At 53.1% G+C, this 17,591-nt stretch carries 19 protein-coding genes; 15 read left to right on the top strand and 4 right to left on the bottom strand.

Annotated elements, in window-relative coordinates:
- Window positions 1–82: 82 nt before the first annotated feature.
- The 7 genes from ACPXV9_RS01640 (at window position 83) to ACPXV9_RS01610 (ending at window position 7,035) form a co-directional block, all read left to right on the top strand.
- Window positions 83–619 (top strand): DUF1249 domain-containing protein, encoded by a 537-nt coding sequence (locus ACPXV9_RS01640; RefSeq protein ID WP_423894016.1) that lies wholly within the window; start codon window positions 83–85, stop codon window positions 617–619.
- A complete protein-coding gene (gene cpdA / locus ACPXV9_RS01635; protein WP_423894014.1) occupies window positions 616–1,416 on the top strand; it encodes a 3',5'-cyclic-AMP phosphodiesterase in 801 nt (266 codons plus the stop codon). Before ACPXV9_RS01640 ends, cpdA begins: the two co-directional genes overlap by 4 nt.
- Window positions 1,417–1,446: 30 nt before the next feature.
- Complete coding sequence (locus ACPXV9_RS01630; RefSeq protein WP_423894013.1) at window positions 1,447–2,025, top strand: YqiA/YcfP family alpha/beta fold hydrolase; 579 nt, start codon at window positions 1,447–1,449, stop codon at window positions 2,023–2,025.
- A 199-nt stretch (window positions 2,026–2,224) separates the two neighbouring features.
- The gene (gene parE / locus ACPXV9_RS01625; RefSeq protein WP_423894012.1) at window positions 2,225–4,108 is read left to right on the top strand and encodes a DNA topoisomerase IV subunit B; all 1,884 of its coding nucleotides are present in this window, start codon (window positions 2,225–2,227) and stop codon (window positions 4,106–4,108) included.
- A 94-nt stretch (window positions 4,109–4,202) separates the two neighbouring features.
- Window positions 4,203–6,077 carry a tetratricopeptide repeat protein gene (locus ACPXV9_RS01620; protein ID WP_423894011.1) on the top strand — a complete coding sequence of 625 codons (1,875 nt, stop codon included), beginning with the start codon at window positions 4,203–4,205 and terminating at the stop codon, window positions 6,075–6,077.
- A 41-nt stretch (window positions 6,078–6,118) separates the two neighbouring features.
- Entirely contained in the window at window positions 6,119–6,559 is a 441-nt protein-coding gene (locus ACPXV9_RS01615; RefSeq protein ID WP_423894009.1) for a hypothetical protein, read from the top strand.
- 29 nt (window positions 6,560–6,588) lie between these two features.
- Window positions 6,589–7,035 carry a hypothetical protein gene (locus ACPXV9_RS01610; protein ID WP_423894007.1) on the top strand — a complete coding sequence of 149 codons (447 nt, stop codon included), beginning with the start codon at window positions 6,589–6,591 and terminating at the stop codon, window positions 7,033–7,035.
- 22 nt (window positions 7,036–7,057) lie between these two features.
- Here the strand turns inward: ACPXV9_RS01610 and ACPXV9_RS01605 are convergent, their stop codons facing one another.
- Entirely contained in the window at window positions 7,058–8,314 is a 1,257-nt protein-coding gene (locus tag ACPXV9_RS01605; protein ID WP_423894006.1) for a valine--pyruvate transaminase, read from the bottom strand.
- 240 nt (window positions 8,315–8,554) lie between these two features.
- Here ACPXV9_RS01605 and ACPXV9_RS01600 point away from each other — a divergent pair, with 240 nt between their 5' ends.
- Genes ACPXV9_RS01600 through ACPXV9_RS01590 form a run of 3 tightly spaced genes read left to right on the top strand, consistent with a single transcriptional unit; the run spans window position 8,555 to window position 10,727 of the window.
- Entirely contained in the window at window positions 8,555–9,013 is a 459-nt protein-coding gene (locus ACPXV9_RS01600; protein WP_423894004.1) for a hypothetical protein, read from the top strand.
- Window positions 9,003–9,875, top strand: a complete 873-nt coding sequence (locus tag ACPXV9_RS01595) for a HAMP domain-containing protein (RefSeq protein ID WP_423894003.1) — start codon at window positions 9,003–9,005, stop codon at window positions 9,873–9,875. The genes ACPXV9_RS01600 and ACPXV9_RS01595 overlap by 11 nt, the downstream gene beginning before the upstream one ends.
- Window positions 9,876–10,727: an adenylate/guanylate cyclase domain-containing protein gene (locus ACPXV9_RS01590; protein WP_423894002.1), complete on the top strand. Its 852-nt coding sequence runs from the start codon at window positions 9,876–9,878 to the stop codon at window positions 10,725–10,727.
- Between the two features lie 57 nt (window positions 10,728–10,784).
- Here the strand turns inward: ACPXV9_RS01590 and ACPXV9_RS01585 are convergent, their stop codons facing one another.
- Window positions 10,785–11,561 carry an SDR family NAD(P)-dependent oxidoreductase gene (locus ACPXV9_RS01585; protein WP_423894001.1) on the bottom strand — a complete coding sequence of 259 codons (777 nt, stop codon included), beginning with the start codon at window positions 11,559–11,561 and terminating at the stop codon, window positions 10,785–10,787.
- Between the two features lie 166 nt (window positions 11,562–11,727).
- Here ACPXV9_RS01585 and ACPXV9_RS01580 point away from each other — a divergent pair, with 166 nt between their 5' ends.
- The 3 genes from ACPXV9_RS01580 (at window position 11,728) to ACPXV9_RS01570 (ending at window position 13,317) form a co-directional block, all read left to right on the top strand.
- A complete protein-coding gene (locus tag ACPXV9_RS01580; RefSeq protein WP_423893999.1) occupies window positions 11,728–12,375 on the top strand; it encodes an MBL fold metallo-hydrolase in 648 nt (215 codons plus the stop codon).
- A 13-nt stretch (window positions 12,376–12,388) separates the two neighbouring features.
- Complete coding sequence (locus ACPXV9_RS01575) at window positions 12,389–12,772, top strand: DUF2750 domain-containing protein (RefSeq protein ID WP_423893997.1); 384 nt, start codon at window positions 12,389–12,391, stop codon at window positions 12,770–12,772.
- Window positions 12,773–12,879: 107 nt separating this feature from the next.
- A complete protein-coding gene (locus ACPXV9_RS01570) occupies window positions 12,880–13,317 on the top strand; it encodes a PaaI family thioesterase (RefSeq protein ID WP_423893996.1) in 438 nt (145 codons plus the stop codon).
- 70 nt (window positions 13,318–13,387) lie between these two features.
- On the opposite strand, the gene ACPXV9_RS01565 is transcribed toward ACPXV9_RS01570, so the two are convergent.
- Complete coding sequence (locus tag ACPXV9_RS01565; RefSeq protein WP_423893994.1) at window positions 13,388–13,720, bottom strand: hypothetical protein; 333 nt, start codon at window positions 13,718–13,720, stop codon at window positions 13,388–13,390.
- A 217-nt stretch (window positions 13,721–13,937) separates the two neighbouring features.
- Window positions 13,938–14,300, bottom strand: coding sequence for an STAS/SEC14 domain-containing protein (locus tag ACPXV9_RS01560; protein WP_423893993.1), 363 nt, complete (start codon window positions 14,298–14,300; stop codon window positions 13,938–13,940).
- Between the two features lie 259 nt (window positions 14,301–14,559).
- Here ACPXV9_RS01560 and ACPXV9_RS01555 point away from each other — a divergent pair, with 259 nt between their 5' ends.
- Window positions 14,560–15,156 (top strand): DUF2780 domain-containing protein, encoded by a 597-nt coding sequence (locus ACPXV9_RS01555; protein WP_423893991.1) that lies wholly within the window; start codon window positions 14,560–14,562, stop codon window positions 15,154–15,156.
- Between the two features lie 136 nt (window positions 15,157–15,292).
- Window positions 15,293–17,587, top strand: a complete 2,295-nt coding sequence (locus ACPXV9_RS01550) for a fatty acid cis/trans isomerase (protein WP_423893989.1) — start codon at window positions 15,293–15,295, stop codon at window positions 17,585–17,587.
- Window positions 17,588–17,591 lie beyond the last annotated feature (4 nt).

Here is a 17,591-nt window from a genome sequence, read left to right as displayed (position 1 = left end):
CTACTGGACTCAGGGTCAGCTGCGAGTGCTAATATAGAACCTATCAGGCAAATTAATCCCCACAGCAACGAGGCAGTCATTCGTGCAGGTAACGGCATCCAGACAGGCGACAACCCGGCCGTACAAGGTCAATCTGCGGGAGCAGATGGCCTGTTGTGAAGCCAATTATGCCCGTTTGCTGAAACTGATGCCGGATTTTGATGGGCGCGATCAATGGCATTATCAAACCCGCATCGGTGAGGCCAGCTTGAATTTGAGCCTGACCATTACCGAACGGGCGCCCTATACCACCATGTTGTCGGTACAGCAGTGTTCCGGTGTCAGTGATTGGTGTGTGCCTCCGCAGATGCAAGTGCGGCTCTACCACGATGTGCGCATGGCCGAGGTGATTGCCTGGCGAGAGCACATCCGTTTGCAGCCGCGCTACGAATACCCCAATCACGCCATGTATCAGCAGGACGAAAAAGCCCAGTTCAATCGCTATCTGGCCGACTGTCTGATGCAGGTTATTGAATACGGCCATTTGCCGGTTCAGGACTTTACTATTCCGGACTCCGTAAAATCAGACCCCATGCGCTATAAGGTGGGTAGCAACGCCGCTAAAGGACCTACCGAGTGAGCCAGAACCATCAGGATGTGATTCGTTTGTTGCAGGTAACCGACTGCCACCTTGGGGCAGAATCGGGTGAAGATCTTCTGGGGATGGATACCGATGAAGGTTTCCATGACGTGATGACGCTGCTGCAACAGCGTGAAACCGCTATCGATCTGCTGGTTGCCAGCGGCGACATTGCCAACAAGGGCCAGCAAAACTCGTATCACCGCTTCCTCGATCTGATCCAGCAATACGTGCAGGTGCCGATGGCGTGGTTGCCCGGCAATCACGATTTACCGTCTCTGATGCAATCGATCGGTGCGGGCAGGATTCAAAGTGATGTGGTGCAGCTCGATGCCTGGCAGATCATCTTGCTGGATTCCAGTGTGCTCGGGTCCGAGGGTGGCTCGCTGTCGGAGGCTGAATTACAGCGTCTGGAAAATTTGTTGGCCAGTTCCGATAAACACAACCTGATTTTTGTTCACCATCAACCGGTGCCGGTTGGCAGTGCCTGGGTCGACACCTATGTGATCGATAACGCCGAGCGCTTATTTGCTGTGCTGGATCGATTTGATCACGTTCGGGCCATAGTGTTTGGCCATGTGCATCAGGATTTTGAGGCAGAGCGCAATGGAGTCAGGTTTTACGCCACGCCCTCCACCTGTATCCAGTTCAAGCCCGGGCAGGAAGATTTTGCAGTAGACCGGCAGATGCCCGGCTACCGCTGGTTTGACTTGCACGCCGATGGCAGCTTCGCAACCGCGGTTGAGCGCATTCCCGAAAAAGATTACGGGATTGATTACGACTCCGCCGGTTATTAATTTTACTCCAGTACAGATCACGGATTCCCTATGCAGCATCTGGTCTATGTGCACGGCTTTCTCAGTGCCCCGGGCTCTCACAAGGCGCAATTAACCCAGCAGTGGCTGGCTCGGTATCACCCGCAGATTCAGTATCATTGCCCGCACCTGAGTCCCTACCCACAGCAAGCTCAGCAGCAGTTAAAGGACTTGATGGCGGACCTGGAAGGACAGCAGGTTGGCCTGGTGGGCAGTTCTCTGGGAGGCTTCTGGAGTACCTGGCTGATTGAGCATTATTCGGGTATGAACGCTGTGCTGATCAATCCATCGGTGCGACCGTTTGAATTTGTTTCCGAGTTGGTGGGTGAAACACTGAATAATTACTACACCGACGATACCTATCAAATGCAGCCGGAACACGCCGGTCAGTTGCGCGAAGCCTATCCGTCGGAGCTGGTCGACAAGTCCCGCTATTGGGTGCTGGTGCAAACCGGTGATGAAACCCTTGACTATCGTCAGGCGGTAGAGCGCTATGACGGTTGCCATGTCACGATTGAGCAGGGTGGGGATCACGGCTTTCAGGACTACGATCGCCATCTGCCTGATATCATCGATTTCCTGTTCCGCTAATGTCGTTCCGAGGTGCACAGCACCGAGGGATCTCTCATTCATGTGGTGGCTCAAAGAGATTCTTCGGCACTGTGTGCTTCATAATGACAAAGGTGAGAGAGATAGGTTTGCAGCGCTAGACACCGATCCCTACCAAAGGTAGTCTCACAGCCATCTTTCATATCCACTCGCCGAAGTTGTAGGTTTTTTAAGCGATTCTATGAGCAATTACACCTCCGAAAATATTGAAGTATTGACGGGCCTCGATCCGGTCAAAAAACGTCCCGGAATGTACACCGAGACCACCCGCCCCAATCACCTGGCTCAGGAAGTCATCGATAACAGTGTGGATGAGGCTCTAGCCGGTCACGCAAGCAATATCGACGTGATTCTGCACAAGGATAACTCTCTGACGGTCACCGATGATGGCCGCGGGATGCCGGTGGATATTCACCCGGAACAGGGCAAGCCAGGTGTCGAGGTGATTCTCTCGACACTGCACGCCGGTGGTAAATTTTCCAACGACAATTACCAGTTCTCCGGTGGTTTGCACGGGGTGGGGGTGTCGGTGGTGAACGCCCTGTCCAAGGTGCTGGAGGTGACCATTCGCCGCGGTGGTGAAGTGCACCGCATCGGTTTTAAAGACGGCGACAAAGCCAGTGATCTGGAAGTGATCGACACCTGCGGCAAGCGCAATACCGGCACCAGCGTGCGGTTTCTGCCTGATCCCAAGTATTTTGATTCCCACAAATTTTCCCTGTCGCGCATGCGCCATGTGCTGCGCGCCAAGGCGGTACTCTGTCCGGGCCTGAAGGTCACCTTCAAAGACGAGCAAAGTGGCGATAAAGACGAGTGGCATTACGAAGATGGCCTGCGCGACTATTTGTCAGCCGCGACCAATGGCTGGGAATCGGTTCCGGATAAGCCCTTCGTCGGTAATTTTTCCGGCGAGAAAGAAGCCTGCGACTGGGCGGTGCAGTGGTTGCCCGAAGGTGGTGAGCTGACTCAAGAGAGCTACGTAAACCTGATCCCGACCGCGCAGGGTGGTACCCACGTTAATGGCCTGCGCACCGGCCTGTTGGAAGCCATGCGCGAGTACTGTGAATTTCGCAATCTGTTGCCCCGCGGCGTCAAACTGACCCCCGATGATATCTGGGCCAATTGCTGTTTTGTGCTGTCGTTCAAGATGGCCGATCCACAATTCTCCGGTCAGACCAAAGAGCGGCTGTCGTCTCGCGAAGCGGTGGCGTTTGTTTCCGGCGTGGCCAAAGATGCCTTCAGTCTGTGGCTTAATCAGCATACCGAAGAGGGCGATAAGCTCGCCGACTTCTGCATCAGCAACGCCCAGAAGCGGGTGCGCTCCAGCAAGAAGGTGGCCCGTAAAAAAGTGACTCAGGGACCGGCGCTGCCGGGCAAGCTGGCGGACTGTTCCAGCGGCGAACCGGAGCGCAGTGAACTGTTTCTGGTGGAGGGTGACTCCGCCGGCGGTTCCGCCAAGCAGGCTCGAGATCGCGAGTTTCAGGCGATCATGCCGCTGCGCGGAAAAATCCTGAACACTTGGGAAGTGGACAGCCAGGAAATTCTGGCGTCACAGGAAGTGCACGACATCTCCGTGGCGCTGGGCATTGATCCGGCCAGTGAAGATCTGGAGAAGCTGCGCTACCACAAAATTTGTATCCTCGCCGATGCCGACTCCGACGGCCTGCACATTGCCACTCTGTTGTGCGCGTTGTTTATGCGCCACTTCCGCGCCATGGTCCAGGCTGGTCATGTATTTGTGGCGATGCCGCCACTGTACCGGATTGATGTGGGCAAAGACGTTTTCTACGCACTCGATGAGGCGGAAAAAGAAGGTGTGCTGGAGCGCATCAAAGCCGAAAAGAAAAAAGGTACGGTTAACGTGCAGCGCTTTAAAGGTCTGGGTGAAATGAATCCCCTGCAGTTGCGCGAAACCACCATGGATCCGGATACCCGCCGCCTGGTGCAGCTGACGGTAGATCCCGGTGACGACACCAATCAAATTCTGGATATGTTGCTGGCGAAGAAGCGGGCCTCGGATCGCAAGAGTTGGTTGGAAGAGAAAGGTAATCTGGCGGTGGTTTGATTCTTTGTTGTTTATCGTTTCGATGGCGACTTACTGAACCAGGTCGCCATCACTGAAACCAATTCCGAAAATAATAATAAGAGATAAATTGGTTATGGGGTTGCTGGGTAAAGTTGTATCCCGATTTCAAAAGTTTGGCGGAAAGCCTGAAGATAAAAATTCAGGCAAGCCCATCGAAGTTTTGGACAGGTATGGCAGAACACTAGAAATTGATCGTGACGAGTGGGTCAATAACGTCCTTATCCATAATATGGAGAAGGTTAAGGATGACCCGGATGCGCTCTACAATATGATCATTGGTGCCATGCACGATGGTTTTATGCAGGAAGTGCTGATCTTCAGCAGGTATTTGTACAACATTGATCCGGATCGCGAGCGTTCAACGACGGTGTTGGGTATTTGCTTAATGCACACCAACCGTTGGCAAGATGCTGAAGAATTGTTCAATTACTATCTCGCCAGTGATGGTCCTTCCGGAATAGTGATGACTAATCTAGCCAAGGTTTATAACAATAAAGGCGATGAAGAGTTAGCGTTTAAGACCCTTTTGGCAGCACTTAATGAGGACCCAAACCAGGACAATGGCCTTGAATGGTATGCCGCTCTGGAGAAGGAAAAGGGTGGCGCGGAAGCCGAGGAAGCGGCCTTTAAGAAAATATCTGAGGTTCCAGGCAGCTGGAGATCCCAATTGTATCTGGCACGATTCGCTCTTGAACGTGATGATATCAAGCAAGCCGTTAGCATTTACCAAACAGTCTTGCAGAATTTTGAATCCATTGTTCCGTCCGATTTTCTTTTTCAGATGAGTGGTGACCTCGGTTTAAATGGCTATATCAATGCAATAACCACTATGGTGCAGCCATGTTATCAGCCTGAAGTTCACGGCATCCAAACCGGTAATAATATTATTAAAGCGCTGGTAACCCTTGAACGATTTGATGAGGCGAAAAGTTTGGTCGATGAGTTGTTTCGACTTGATAGACCGGATTGGTCTGAGACTCTGAACTTCTGGGATTCCAATATTGCGGAACATAAACTTAAGAATGAGCCCGAGAGGGCCGTCAATTATGATGAGTTCTTCTATCATTCTTTTCAGGCACCTATCTGGCTTGGTTACAACAAGCCGTTTGAGAAATTTTTTCCTGAGAAAGGTGTGAATGCCCCCTCTGTGATTATTTTTGGCGGAGTGGTAATCAGAGATAAACAAAACGATGCCGGTAAGTCTTCGTTGACGGATACGACGGGCAGGCTATCGCGTTCCATACCGCTTGGACTTGGTGAGTACCTCCAGTTTAAAACGCCTGCATCGGTGATCAATACAATTTGTTATCACGCTCAGGTTGGTTTTGCTGTGTTTCAGCGCTCGCCTGATGCCTCGGAGTTGGTTGATCATGCAAAAAGGCTTTCGTCCAAAGCAGCCGTTGCCATAAATTTTTCTATCCATAATGACGGCGGTCAGGTGTGGGTGGAGGCAAAGGTTATTTCAATAACTTCCAATAAAAGCATGACGTGTTCTCAGCCTTTAACGGAAGAGGATGGGGTAAGAGATATTCAGGTTCTGTATGACAATATTGCCGATGTGATAAAGACATTGTCTGGAATAGCAACGGTTTCTCCGCCGGCATGGTATTCATTTCCACAGAAAGAACATGTCCCCAATTATTTGCTGCGCCTTGAACAGCAATTGGCCCTTTATATGGATAGTCACTCTGCCGATAAGGGTACATTGTATGGTGAGCATGAAATACTGCAGGGGGCGATTCAGCTTTGTGCCTATATGCCGAGTTCGGTACCGGCAAGACTGATCTGTGCGATGACCGCGCGAGAATTGGGTGAAAAGTACCCGGATATTATTGAGACCAATGCGGACCGATTTGCCGGTTTGAACAGCGACCTTTCGCAGGCGGGTGAAATGGGTAGGCTGGTTCAGGCAGAGTTGCGTAAATTAATTCTACGGGCTGTTAATTGATTATGCTCGTAGTGCCATCCTATAAATAAAGGGAAAAAATAATGTTAACTAATCCTTTAAATGAAACCGCTGTCGTTATCAGCATGCTCTGCAGCGGCGTGTTTTTTATGACGGGCCTGCTCACCGGTGCCTGGAAATACTTTGCCATGGTGGCAAGTGAAAATTACAAAGCTCCGTACTATGTGGACGTGGCCCATCGCGCATCTCTGATGTACGCCTTTGCGGCCATGCTGCTGGCGGTGTTTGCCTATTTCAGCGCGTTCTCCGATACCACCAATACCATCGCCGCGGTTTTCCCATTGCTGTTTTTTGCCATCTCGATTGCGCTGTATATCGTGTTGGGCATAAAGAATGAAACCAATAACCAGTTGCGCGATGCCGAAGATAAATCGGCTACTGCCAAGGCCATGTACGTTTTGATGTTTGCCGAAATTGGTGGTTTTGCGGTTTTATTCGCAGGTTTTATTGCCAGTATTCTTTAACCATCGAATCAGTCAAAAATGGAGTTTTTATGACTAATGGAATTAAGTCCCTGCTGTTGTGTGCGAGCCTTTCGTTGCCCTGTTTCACTCAGGCGGGTATCTACAGCGATGACCTGTCGCGCTGCCTGGTGGAATCTTCAACCTCTTCCGATAAGACCGCCTTGGTTAAATGGATGTTTACCTCGATGGCGTTGCATCCGGATGTGGCAATGATGTCGTCTGTGACCGACCAGCAGCGGGATCGGGCCAATGAAGAGGCGGCGGATATTTTTGTGAAGTTAATGACAGAGACCTGTTTGGCCCAAACCAAAAAGGCCATTCAATACGAAGGGCCGATGGCTGTGCAGCAAGGTTTTTCGGTTTTGGGGCAGGTTGCTGGTCAGGAATTATTTGCCAATCCTAATGTGGCTTCCGCATTGAGTGGTCTGGAGCAGCATATGGATAACCAAAAGCTCTCTGCTGCGCTGGGACTGTAACCACTCCGGCCCGTCTGCTGGTTCAGCGGTCTTCGTAGGCCGCTGCAACCTCCTCGGCAATGATCTCCACACCCCGTTTTACGATGGCGGCATCCTGCGCATAGGACACGCGAATGCATTCGTGCTTGTGCGCCCAGTCATCGTCCATGCCAACAAAAAAGTTATGGCCGGGCACAATCAACACGCCGCGTTTTTTCAGACGTTGATACAGTTCCTGACTGGTGATGGGCAGACCTTCAAACCAAAGCCATAGAAAAATTGCGCCTTCGGGTTTGTGGATATGGAAGGGGACATCGCCCAGCTTTTCCCTTAACCACTGGGCCGTTTGCTGTGCCCGCTGTTGATAGAACGGGGTAACGTAGTCGCGGGTCAGGCTGACAATTTCACCGGTCTTAAACAGTTCCTTGGCCAGCGCCGGGCCGAGGGTGCCGCAGGCCAGGCTAACGATGGTATTGGCGTTGGTGTAGGCCTGAATGATGTCTTCATTGGCTACAATAATGCCGGTGCGGGCACCGGGCAGTCCCAGTTTGGAAAGGCTGAGCACCAGAATGGTATTGTCGTTCCAGTGGGGTTTGGCCTCGGTAAAAATAATGCCGGGGAAGGGCAAGCCATAGGCGCCATCGATAATAAAGGGCACGTCTTTTTCCCGGGCAATCTGATCCAGATGGCTGATTTCGTCGTCGGTCAGCACGTTGCCCGTGGGATTGGTGGGGCGTGACACGCACATGGCACCTGTGTGGTTGCCCAGATCCAGTTGTGAAAAATCCACACCGTATTTAAAGAGCCTGTCGTCGAGCAGTTCAATGCTGGGGCGCGTTGCGGTGAAAAAGTTATCACTCAGGCCGACATCGGCGTAGCCCAGATACTCCGGCGCCAGAGGCAGATGGATGGCATTGGATTCACCATTGCCCATATCCCCGGCAAACATATTGTAGAGCACAAAGAAGGCCGCCTGGCTGCCGTTGGAGATGGCGATGTTATTGCCTGTCAGCGACCAACCGAATTGCTTGTTGAGAAAGCTGGCCACCTGCTCGCGAAATTCCTTGTCGCCTTGTGGTGATTGGTAGATGCCAAACAGGCTATGGCGTTGCCTCGGGTCATCCATAATGTCGTCAAGACGCTGCTGAAAGATGGCCTCAACCTGCTGCAGGCGGCCGGGATTACCCCCGCCCATAAAAATCATGTCAGGGTTTTCGTTGAGGGCGGTACCCAGATCGTCCATCAGTTCGACGATACCGGATTCACCTGCGAATTTTTGGCCAAAGCGCGAAAGCTTCATAGAGTCATTACCTGGTTGCGGTTAACCACCTTTGGGGGCGATGCAGGTGGCAGATCATAATGGCTTTGACAGCGCGATCAACAGTAAATATGCAAAAGTATAGTTGTCGCCTGTTTGGCGGGAAACAGGGCAAATTTATGGCGGGAAAATTCACTTTTGCAGCAGACATCGAGGCGGTATGAATTTAATATCAGGGCCGTTGTCGGGCGTTTGGCACCTGACTATGTTTCGGTATATTTGATGCGCTTTGTTATTGGCCTGTTGGCCGCCCTGTCATTATCGGCCTGTAGCCCCAGTCTCCCGTTCAATCGTCTGATCGTTGACACCCCTCTGGATGGCTGGGTCAGTCAGTACGCTGTGGTTGCGGCCAAAGATTCGCCGCTGGAGCCGTTGGAGGCCGCTGCGGTTAAAGATATCTTTTTGCGTAAAACTCAGGAGATGGCGGGGGTGGGTCTGGTGCCGGTCAATATTCTGGGGGACCCTCCTGTGCGGGTCCGGTTTGAGTCCAAAGTGCTGAACATGTCGCGCGAAGACCTGAACCGGTATTGGATTACCCGTGATTTTCAGGACCTGTCGCCCCCCTCAACCCAGGCGTCATTTGAGGCGGTCAGACAATTTGTTATCCGTGTTGACGGTGCCTTGGGCTATATTCCCAAGGCTATGGTGACCGAAGAGTTAAAAGTGCTGCATGAGTTTTAGAGTCAAAACCATCCTGCTGGTGGTTCTGTTAAGTCTGACCCCCTATGTCATTACCATGGTGGTGGCAGGCAATGTCTATCGTGGCGATGCCGAAAGCCGGATTCGCGACAATCTGCACTATCAGTTGGCGGTTATGGCGCGGCAGTTGGATATGCGCATTATTGCGCTGCGCGATGAGATGAACTTTCTGGCGTCGCTCGACATCATGAACGACATCTTTACCGGCGATCTGGATCGACGCATCACCTCCCTGATTCGGGCCAAAAAAGAAGATCTGCAGTTGCATGGTGATATTGATGTGGTGGATGCCACAGCGACGATTATCGCCTCCAGTGAGATTTCCCGAGTCGGTACCGCCATGCAGGAGCCCGCGGCAATTGAGGTGCCTATAAAGTCGGCCTTGAGTGAGCAGCCTATCGGGGCGCTGGTGGTCAACTATCAGATTACTACCCTGGAGCGGTTTCTGCCGGCGGCTGAGGAGCTGACTTACCGGTTGTTGGCGGCCGATGAAATCGTTCCTGAAAATGCCGACACCATTTCGGTGAATCAGCTGCTGGATAAGCGCCAGGATTTTCGCTTGATCCTGTCTCAGGAAAAGCGCTCGGCTTTTGCCGTGCTGGAGAGCTTTGCGCAAACCTTGTTGGTGGCACTCATCATCGGCGTTATCGTTATCGCTGTGGTGGCTTATCTGTTGGCGAGCTATATCGCCTCGCCGATTTTGATGTTGTCGGAAACCGCCCACAGCATCAGTGAGACTCAGGACTACAGCAAGCGGGTGGATTTGAAGCGCGCGGATGAGGTCGGTCGCCTTGCCGGTGCTTTCAATACCATGATTGAAGGCATGCAGGGCATGATCGAATAATTGAAAAACGAGAGTGCCAACAAATTAAAATTATCGCAGGAAAGGCAGCGCTCCGAGATGTTGCAGGGGTTGTCCAACAAGCTGGCCAAGTATCTGTCGCCACAGGTTTATGAATCCATTTTTTCCGGTGAGCGGGATGTCACCCTGACGTCTTCGCGAAAAAAGCTGACCATCTGCTTTACCGATATCGTTGGTTTTACCGACGCCTCCGATCAGATGGAGTCTGAAGACCTGACTCAATTGCTCAACCACTACCTCAGTGAAATGACCCAGATTGCGCTGGAATACGGTGCCACCGTGGATAAGTACATTGGCGATGCCATTATGATTTTCTTTGGCGATCCCAAATCCCGCGGCGTAGAGCAGGATGCGGTGCTGTGCATTGAGATGGCCATGGCCATGCAGAAGCGCGTGTGTGAACTGCAACAGGAGTGGCGATCCTCCGGTTTCTCCAAACCTTTCTTTATTCGGGTCGGTATACACACGGGCTATTGCACGGTGGGTAACTTTGGTGCCGAAAATCGTCTGGATTACACCATTGTTGGCTCGGCGGTGAATCTAGCCAGTCGGATAGAATCCTGTGCCGAACCCGGCAGTGTCTGTATTTCCGAAGATACGTATTTATTGGTGCGTGACAAATTTGCAGCCGTGCCGACCCAAAAATTCAAACCCAAGGGGCTTGCCGCTGCGGTGCAGTTGTATCGGGTGCTGGATGCCGGGGAAGAGCACGCAGGTGTTGATGTGATCGAGCCGGGGTTTGAATTGAAAATCAGGCAACAGGATTTAACGCCAGAGGCGAAGGCAAAACTGAAACAACAGTTGCAGGACGTGCTGCAGGACCTGGACGATTAACCGTGCCATTCCCGCTCAGCGAGAGCGTGCCTGAGCGGGAAGGATTGAACCTGACGCTTACTTGGCGGCCATGCGAATGGAGCCGTCGAGGCGCACTGTTTCGCCATTGAAGTAATCGTTCTCGGCCATGGTAATCGCCAGGTGAGCAAACTCGCTTGGGTCGCCCAGACGCTTGGGAAACTCCACCGCAGCACCCAGAGCTTCAACCGCGGCTTCAGGCAGTGAGGCGGCCAGCGGGGTCATAAACAGGCCCGGCGCAATGGTGTTGACGCGAATGCCGTAGCGAGCCAGTTCGCGAGCGATCGGCAGGGTCATGCCATGGATGCCGGCCTTGGAGGCGGCGTAAGCAGGTTGGGCAATTTGGCCGTCAAAGGCTGCAACAGAGGCGACATTAATGATAACGCCGCGGCCGCCATCAGCATTTACTGGCTCGTTTTTGGCCATTTCAGCCGCCGCCAGACGCAGGACATTAAAGGTGCCGAACAGATTGATGTCGACGATCTTCTTGAACTTGTCCAGAGGCAATGGGTTGCCTTCGCGATCAATCACTTTCGACGGTGGGCCGATACCGGCACAGTTCACCACAATGTGCAGTTCACCAAAGGCGGCCTTGGCTTTGCTGATGCCGTTCTCCACCGACTCTTCACTGGTCACATCCACCAGAGCGTAGATGGCGTTGTCATTGCCCAGATCGTTGCAGGTGGCAATGCTGGCTTCCTCGTTCAGATCAAACAGCACCACATTGGCGCCCTTGTCTACCAGTGCTTTGGCGGTGGCCTGACCGAGGCCGGAAGCGCCACCGGTGATGATGGCGGTTTTGCCTTGAATGTCCATGACAGTCTCCTTTGGTTGGATTTGTTGATTGAGGGTTATTGTAGTTATTTTCAGGCGAGGACGGTTGGCCAAATGGCGCAGCTTGCTTGTCGATAGGGCTGTTTTTTTTAGGCTGTGCTATCCTGCGCCTCGATTGATGACAGAGCTGTAACCAAGTGGAGCGACTATGAAATTCCAGGTGATTCCGGTAACCGCCTACATGCAAAATTGTACCTTGCTGTGGTGTGAAGAAACCAACAAGGCGGCGGTGGTTGATCCGGGCGGAGATCTCGATCGCATCGAGCAGGCGATTGCCCAGAACGGCGTCGAACTGGAAAAAATTCTGGTGACTCATGCCCATCTGGATCACGCCGGCGGTGTGGCTGAGCTGGCCGCCAAGTACGGTGTCCCTATCGAGGGGCCCCACGAAGAAGATCAATTCTGGATTGATATGCTGCCGCAGCAGGCGCAGATGATGGGGGTTCAGTTTGATGCCAATGTCTTTACGCCGGATCGCTGGTTGCATCAGGATGACCGGGTGACCGTTGGCAACCAGACTCTGGAAGTGCTGCACTGCCCGGGTCACACCCCGGGGCATGTGGTGCTGTTTCACCGCGACAGTCAGTTGGCGCTGGTGGGTGATGTGCTGTTTCAGGGCTCCATTGGTCGCACCGATTTTCCCAAGGGCGACTACGATACTCTGGTGAATGCGATCCGTCAGAAACTGTGGCCACTGGGCGACGAGGTTCGCTTTATCCCGGGCCATGGCCCCATGTCCACCTTTGGTCAGGAGCGGGTCAGCAACCCGTTTGTCGCGGATAAAAATTACGGTTGATCGGAGAGAGTCCATGAGCAAAAGCGTTCTGTCGTCTGAACCCCTGTCGAAAAGCGAAGAAGAAAATTTTGATCGCTTTATTGTCGAGGCCATAGCCACTGGTTGCGTCTGGGGGCTTGAGGGACCCGATGGTTGGGCGCTTTGCCCGTCTGAAAAACACTCTGAGACGGATGTGATGCCGTTCTGGTCGCAGCCGGAGTTTGCTCAGGTTCACTGTGTGGATGAATGGTCCGTTTACAAGCCGGTGGCGGTGTCCCTCGAAGAGCTGCTCGACGAGTGGCTGCCGGGGATGCACGACGATGTGTTTCTGGTGGGCATCAACTGGGATGCCGATATGGAAGGGCAGGAAGTGGAACCGCTGGATCTGTTGTCAGAGATCGAGGCGGAGCTCAAATAAGCCCTCTGTGATTTTTTGCTAGTTCTAAAGTCGTCTGCGGATTAACGTCGTTTCAGCCGGGGCAGTATCCTTGGTGATCGAACTGCAATTTCAACCGGAGACAACGTATGGCCGCGCCTAACACTCAAGACAAACTGGATATGGTTCCCACTCTGGCCAATATGGGCCTGGAAGTGATTGAGGACAGTCCTTCACGCGTGTATGTGCGCATGCCTCTGGAAGGCAACAGCAACCACTTCAAGGCGGCTTATGCCGGCGCCCTGTTTTCTCTGGCTGAGTTTCCTTTTGGCTTTCTGTTTTTCAATCGCGTTGGCACTGAGCCCATGTACCCGCTGGTGGGTGAGATGACCATCCGTTACATGGCGCCGGCCATGAGCGATGTCTATGTGGATGCGCGCCTGAGTGATGATGAGTGGCAGGAAATTTATGACACCACCAAAGCCAAGGGCAAGATGAAAATTGAGCGTGTTACCGAGCTGAAAGACAAGGACGGTAATCTGCTGGCGGTTGTCAACGCCACCTACTTCTCGGTTCTGGCTGGCTGATAAAACAACGGGGCCACGTCTTTCAACATGGCCCCGTTGTGATTGTTTGCGAGCGGACTGGTGTGCCGTTTTAAGCTAAAACTTTGCTCAGCTCCATATCCTCTTCGACAAAGCCAAACAGATAATTCTGAATGATGTCGTGCATATTCTCGGCAATGTAGGCGTTCAGGCTGTTCAGGCAGTCGAATATGGGGGTGACGGCCTCCTGATCGGTCAGGCGGTAATTGACCGTGGCCAGGGTAAAGCGCTTCTGTGGGCTGCCCTCTTCAATATCGAGCATTTCCAGTAATACCAGATCCAGATCGGTTTGCAGGTTGTTGATGTGCCTGTACTGATCGCGCTTGTGGGTTGGTAAGGTTATTTCACGTCCACCAAGAACGTGGTTGTCATTGATCTGTAGCATAGTCTCAGAGCCGTATTTTTATGAATTTTTTATAGTGGCGGTGAGGCTGTCCTTAGCTGTGTGGGGTGCGACAACGTGCTGCACACCCAAACTCACGGAGCCTACTGTAAGGATCTGTTAAGTGAATTTCAAGACTAATTTCGGAAAATCAATGCAAAGTCTCGCAAGTTGCCCGCAAATGCGGGCTGTGAGACTGTTTTTAAGTTCTTGGTCATTGCTATTGCAGGGTGTCGTGATCCACCCAGGATAAGGCCTGATGAGCTTGCTTGCTTGAAAAGCGTTTTACCTCGGCGCCACTGAAGTGGCTGGCGATGGATTGCAGTTGCTGGTTGATGGCCGCATCGGAAACCGCGGCAATGCGCAGGCTGTCATCGCTGAAGTTGAGGTGATTGACACCCTCGGAGAACTCTTCCCAGCCGGGCTCGTCCTCGGTGCTGATCAGCAGCCCCTTGAGGTGTCCGTGGCGGCTGGTAAAGCGATTCACCAGTTCGTTGATCTCGGCAAAATCTCTTGCCAGCAGGGGGCTCTCCGGTTGGATGCGGATAATGCCTTCATCTTTTAACAGTTCGTAGTCGAGCATGGGCCTCTCCAGAAGCGGGTTGGAAATCAGAAGCGCCTACCAATCTTAGGACAGGAAAAAATGTCGGGTTCTACTTTTAGGGAATAAGTTTCGGCGAATTTTGCGCCATCTTGTGATAAGCCAGAATTCTCGCCGGCTGCGGCAGGGTAGATTGTTGCAACAACAATAAAAATCCTTGAGGGCCGGTGCTGCTGCTTCTATTATTCCGTCCTTCTTTATTGTCCAGATACTCAAATAACACCCCAAGGATGTGTGCACCATGAAAAAAACGGCTCTGTTTACCGCGCTGCTGGTTATCTCTTCTGCTCCGGCGTCTGCCGGTTTTTTCGATTCAGCTGCGGGCTTGCTGGATACCGCCAGCAAAGCAACGGCCGTTGCCAGTGACGTGCTGACTACCAGTGACGAGGCAGTGGACGCGGCCGAAAACGCCACAACTGGGGATATGGCATCCACCGCTCTGGAATTACTGCCGGCCATTACCGGTGGTCTGGGGGTCAGCCCGGAGCAGGCCAGTGGTGGTTTGGGATCGCTGTTTCAATTGGCTCAGGGCACGCTGGGTGCTTCTGACTTTTCCGTGTTGAGTGACGCGGTGCCGGATATGTCCGGGTTGCTGGCTGCAGCCCCCGAAGTGGCCCCGGCGGCGAGTCAGGGTTTGACCAGTGGCTTGATGAATATGGCCGGTTTGCCCGGTGATGCGGTCAGCAGCGCGACGACCGTCGCGGCGCAATTCCAGCAGTTGGGGTTGAACCCGGCCATGATTCCCGAGTACATCCGTATTACCAATGAATTCTTGCAGTCCAGCGGCGGCCAGCAGGCGGTTGAGCTGTTTGGCAAAGGGGTTGCGACCCTGCTCTGATGATCACGGCTGTTCGTCACGGCGCGGCTCTGTCGCCTGGTGATGAGATTGGCGCCATTGCCCGAAATCGTTTGGCGTCAGGGGCTGCAATCGGCCATAGTTAATCCATTGATTGTGCAGATTGGGCGCCCTTGTCATGAGTAATTTGGCTCGTTTGTTGGTAATGGCCTGTGGCCTTTTGCTACCGGTTTTTGCTGCCAGTGCAGACGTAAGTTTCACCCATGAGGTGAAACCCTTGCTGGAGAAGCGCTGCGTGGTTTGCCATGCCTGCTACGACGCGCCCTGTCAGCTTAAATACACGTCTCTGGAGGGCATTCACCGGGGGACTTCCAAGCAGAAGGTCTATTCCGGCGCTCGTCCTCTGGCGATTGATCCGCAGCGTTTGTTTATCGATGCCCACTCAGAGGCGCAGTGGCGTAAACGGGGCTTTTCTTCCGTACTCGGTGAGCCGGATCCGGTCAGTGGCGCGGTGCAGCTCGACTCCAGTCTTATGCATCAGGTGCTGCAGTTAAAGCAGCAGAATCCATTGCCTCGGGCTGATATTCTCAGTGACGCCTTTGATCTGTCGCTAAACCGCGACAGTGAGTGTCCGAAACCCGCTGAATTCAAGGATTACGCTGCCCGAAACCCGCTGGCGGGGATGCCCTATGCCTTGCCCGGTTTGAATGCCTCTGAGCAGACGGTGTTACTTGACTGGATCGAGCAGGGCGCACCCGATGACACGCCATCCTATGTTGTTGATGAAGAGCAGGCGGCGCAAATCCAACAGTGGGAATCGCTGCTCAATGGCGACAGCCTGCAGGCACAGTTGGCCGCCCGTTATGTTTATGAACACTGGTTTTTGGGCTCGCTGCACTTTCCAGAGGCCGGTTCTGACACATTCTTCAAGTTGGTGCGCTCATCCACGCCGCCGGGGCAGCCGATACAGATGATTGCCACGCGCCGTCCCTACGATGATCCCGGGGTAGAGCGGGTCTATTATCGATTGTGGCGCGATCCGCAGACGGTGGTGGCCAAAACCCATATGCCATTAGCGCTGGGCAAAAGCCAGTATCAGGCGGTCAGACAATTGCTGTTTGATCTGCCCTATCCGGTTACCGCCCTGCCGGGCTACGATGTGGCCACGGGTTCCAATCCGTTTAAAACCTTTGCCCAGATTCCCCTGGACAGCAAGTACCGGTTCCTGATCATGAACGGTCAGTTCACGATCATGGGCTTTATCAAGGGGCCGGTATGCCGAGGCCAGACCGCACTGAATGTCGTCAATGATCACTTCTGGGTGTTTTTTGTAGACCCTGACGCCAATGTTCGTGGTGAGTTTGAATCTCTGCTGGCGCAGCAAACCGATAACCTGCGATTGCCGGCCGAGAGCGGCAGTAATGCCCTGACCCTGACCAACTGGCTGAAATACATCAACTCCCAGAAAACCTATGTGGCTGCCAAGCAGTCGTGGGTCAAAGCGGTGCTGGAGGATGGCGGTGCCATAGGCCCGGAGATCGTCTGGGATGGCGATGGCAGTAACCCCAACGCGGCGCTGACGGTGTTTCGCCATTTCGATAGCGCTACCGTTGAGAAGGGGTTGATCGGCAATGTGCCCAAAACCGCTTGGCTGATTGATTACGCCATGCTGGAGCGAATCCACTACCTGTTGGTGGCCGGCTACGATGTGTTTGGTAACGTTGGTCATCAGTTCAATACCCGGGTGTATATGGATTACCTGCGCTATGAGGCCGAGTTTGCACTGCTGTCACTGTTTCCGGCAGAGACCCAGCGTGAACTGTTCCGGCACTGGTACCGCGATACGCCCAGGGGGTTTGATCGTCTGATTGGCCAGGCTCATTACTATCTGGACCTTCCAGTATCGATCAACTATCAAACCGATCAACCCTTCAGTGAGTTGATGACCCTATTGAAAGGTCGTGTGGATGATGCCCTCAGTCACCGCTTTAGTTTTCGCAATAAGGTAAGGCACCCCATCGAGGCTCTTAATGAGTTGCCCAATACCGCGATTCAATTACTGCCGCAGGTCTCGGTGATACTGGTGGCCGATGATCAGGATTTTACCCGGGTGCAATCTTCGCCAGAGGCTTACAGTCTGTTGCGTAACAACGCCCATTCCAATATTGCGGTGATGTTTTTTGAGGACGACCGTCATCTGTCCGAAGAGGACAGCGCCACTCTGGTGCCGGGCTTTATTGGCGATTACCCGGGGGCCCTGTGGTATGTCCCGCGAGCCGACATTGTGCGTTTCACTGAGGCGTTGTCACAGGTGCGCAATGAACGGGATTACCGCAAGTTGAGGGATCAGTACGGGGTTCGCAGAACCCACCCCGATTTCTGGCGGTTCAGTGATTTGCTGCACACCGCCGCCGATCACTATCGGGGGCTGGATTACGGTGTATTCGACTTGAACCGGTTAGAGAATCGCTAACCAA

This window comes from Candidatus Pelagadaptatus aseana, assembly GCF_040362265.1.
GTDB lineage: Bacteria > Pseudomonadota > Gammaproteobacteria > Pseudomonadales > Cellvibrionaceae > Pelagadaptatus > Pelagadaptatus aseana.
The sequence above is the reverse complement of the archived record's forward strand: the minus strand, read 5'-3'. Positions and strand labels throughout refer to the sequence as shown.

Bases quoted from the DNA above. Each gene is read 5' to 3' on its own strand.
- ACPXV9_RS01585 (WP_423894001.1), bottom strand. From the start codon at position 11,561: ATGGACATTCAAGGCAAAACCGCCATCATCACCGGTGGCGCTTCCGGC.
- ACPXV9_RS01550 (WP_423893989.1), top strand. From the start codon at position 15,293: ATGAGTAATTTGGCTCGTTTGTTGGTAATGGCCTGTGGCCTTTTGCTA.
- parE (WP_423894012.1), top strand. From the start codon at position 2,225: ATGAGCAATTACACCTCCGAAAATATTGAAGTATTGACGGGCCTCGAT.
- ACPXV9_RS01560 (WP_423893993.1), bottom strand. From the start codon at position 14,300: ATGCTCGACTACGAACTGTTAAAAGATGAAGGCATTATCCGCATCCAA.
- ACPXV9_RS01605 (WP_423894006.1), bottom strand. From the start codon at position 8,314: ATGAAGCTTTCGCGCTTTGGCCAAAAATTCGCAGGTGAATCCGGTATC.
- ACPXV9_RS01565 (WP_423893994.1), bottom strand. From the start codon at position 13,720: ATGCTACAGATCAATGACAACCACGTTCTTGGTGGACGTGAAATAACC.
- ACPXV9_RS01610 (WP_423894007.1), top strand. From the start codon at position 6,589: ATGACTAATGGAATTAAGTCCCTGCTGTTGTGTGCGAGCCTTTCGTTG.
- ACPXV9_RS01630 (WP_423894013.1), top strand. From the start codon at position 1,447: ATGCAGCATCTGGTCTATGTGCACGGCTTTCTCAGTGCCCCGGGCTCT.
- ACPXV9_RS01555 (WP_423893991.1), top strand. From the start codon at position 14,560: ATGAAAAAAACGGCTCTGTTTACCGCGCTGCTGGTTATCTCTTCTGCT.
- ACPXV9_RS01595 (WP_423894003.1), top strand. From the start codon at position 9,003: ATGAGTTTTAGAGTCAAAACCATCCTGCTGGTGGTTCTGTTAAGTCTG.
- ACPXV9_RS01600 (WP_423894004.1), top strand. From the start codon at position 8,555: ATGCGCTTTGTTATTGGCCTGTTGGCCGCCCTGTCATTATCGGCCTGT.
- ACPXV9_RS01580 (WP_423893999.1), top strand. From the start codon at position 11,728: ATGAAATTCCAGGTGATTCCGGTAACCGCCTACATGCAAAATTGTACC.
- ACPXV9_RS01570 (WP_423893996.1), top strand. From the start codon at position 12,880: ATGGCCGCGCCTAACACTCAAGACAAACTGGATATGGTTCCCACTCTG.
- ACPXV9_RS01575 (WP_423893997.1), top strand. From the start codon at position 12,389: ATGAGCAAAAGCGTTCTGTCGTCTGAACCCCTGTCGAAAAGCGAAGAA.
- ACPXV9_RS01615 (WP_423894009.1), top strand. From the start codon at position 6,119: ATGTTAACTAATCCTTTAAATGAAACCGCTGTCGTTATCAGCATGCTC.
- ACPXV9_RS01620 (WP_423894011.1), top strand. From the start codon at position 4,203: ATGGGGTTGCTGGGTAAAGTTGTATCCCGATTTCAAAAGTTTGGCGGA.